This is a genomic window from Candidatus Nitrosotalea sp. FS (assembly GCF_011319475.1).
Taxonomy (GTDB): domain Archaea; phylum Thermoproteota; class Nitrososphaeria; order Nitrososphaerales; family Nitrosopumilaceae; genus Nitrosotalea.
This window is the reverse complement of sequence record NZ_RCMC01000107.1, coordinates 1-885: the sequence shown is the minus strand read 5'-3', so window position 1 is coordinate 885 and position 885 is coordinate 1. Positions and strand designations below refer to the sequence as shown.

1 protein-coding gene is annotated in these 885 nt (G+C 38.1%); it reads right to left on the bottom strand.

The annotated features are described in order from the left end of the window. The coding region (locus DYY66_RS04245; protein ID WP_166286497.1) for a hypothetical protein at positions 1-815 on the bottom strand (815 nt) is incomplete at its 3' end. Positions 816-885 lie beyond the last annotated feature (70 nt).

Sequence of the window (885 nt, the reverse complement as noted above, 5' to 3'; positions counted from 1 at the left end):
CCTCCATGAATCGCATATTTCTCATCCATTTGTGATACTGGCGTCATGACAATTGGGTGACCTTTTTTTGTAGGTACTAAATTATGTGAAGGGTGTTTTCTAACATTCCAGAGTAACTGCTCTATCGTTATGTTCAATTCTTGGGCTTTTTTGTCCAACGAAGGAGTTGTAATAAGCGATATTTCTGAAAAATTAACGTGTTTGCCTGTTCCTCCCCATAACGAGTCTCCAAACTGTCCGCCTCCACTACGTGCACCATATCTGTTAAACTTGTATTCATTTCCAAGATCATCCCACATCCTGAGTGTAGGTGTACATAATCCACTAGTCTGGTCTTCCTGGTGTACAATACTGTCTTTCACATACATCATTATTTTCATACAGTTATCATACACCTCAATTGCAGATATTGTTGCCTCAAAATCATTGTCCTTGATTCGTTGTACAACAGGTATAACACTATTCAAGTTCCCACCACTTGTAATCATGCCGATAAAATTCTCTGGGATTTTATCAGATATCTCAACTTGCGTGCCCTTGTCAACAATCCATGCTTCCGAAGATGGATCTGCATCTATAACAAAAAACCCAAGAATCTTTTTTGGGTCATCCTGCTTTCCTCTTATACGATCTCCCTTTGAAACCACTACTTGTTCGTCCAACCAATCAAGGTCGAAATCTTCTTTTGCATCAGAACCTAGAACCTGTATTGGTTTTACTATCACCTTATTTGCCTTGACTGCGTTTGATTTTTCCAATTCCACCAGATTTCCAAAATGAAAGTTTCTCAGATTTTCATGTGTTAAGTCACTCACTCTGATCACAGGTACATTTTTGCTTGACTCATCTAAACAAACAAAATTTCTATCATTTTGAGCATTAGTA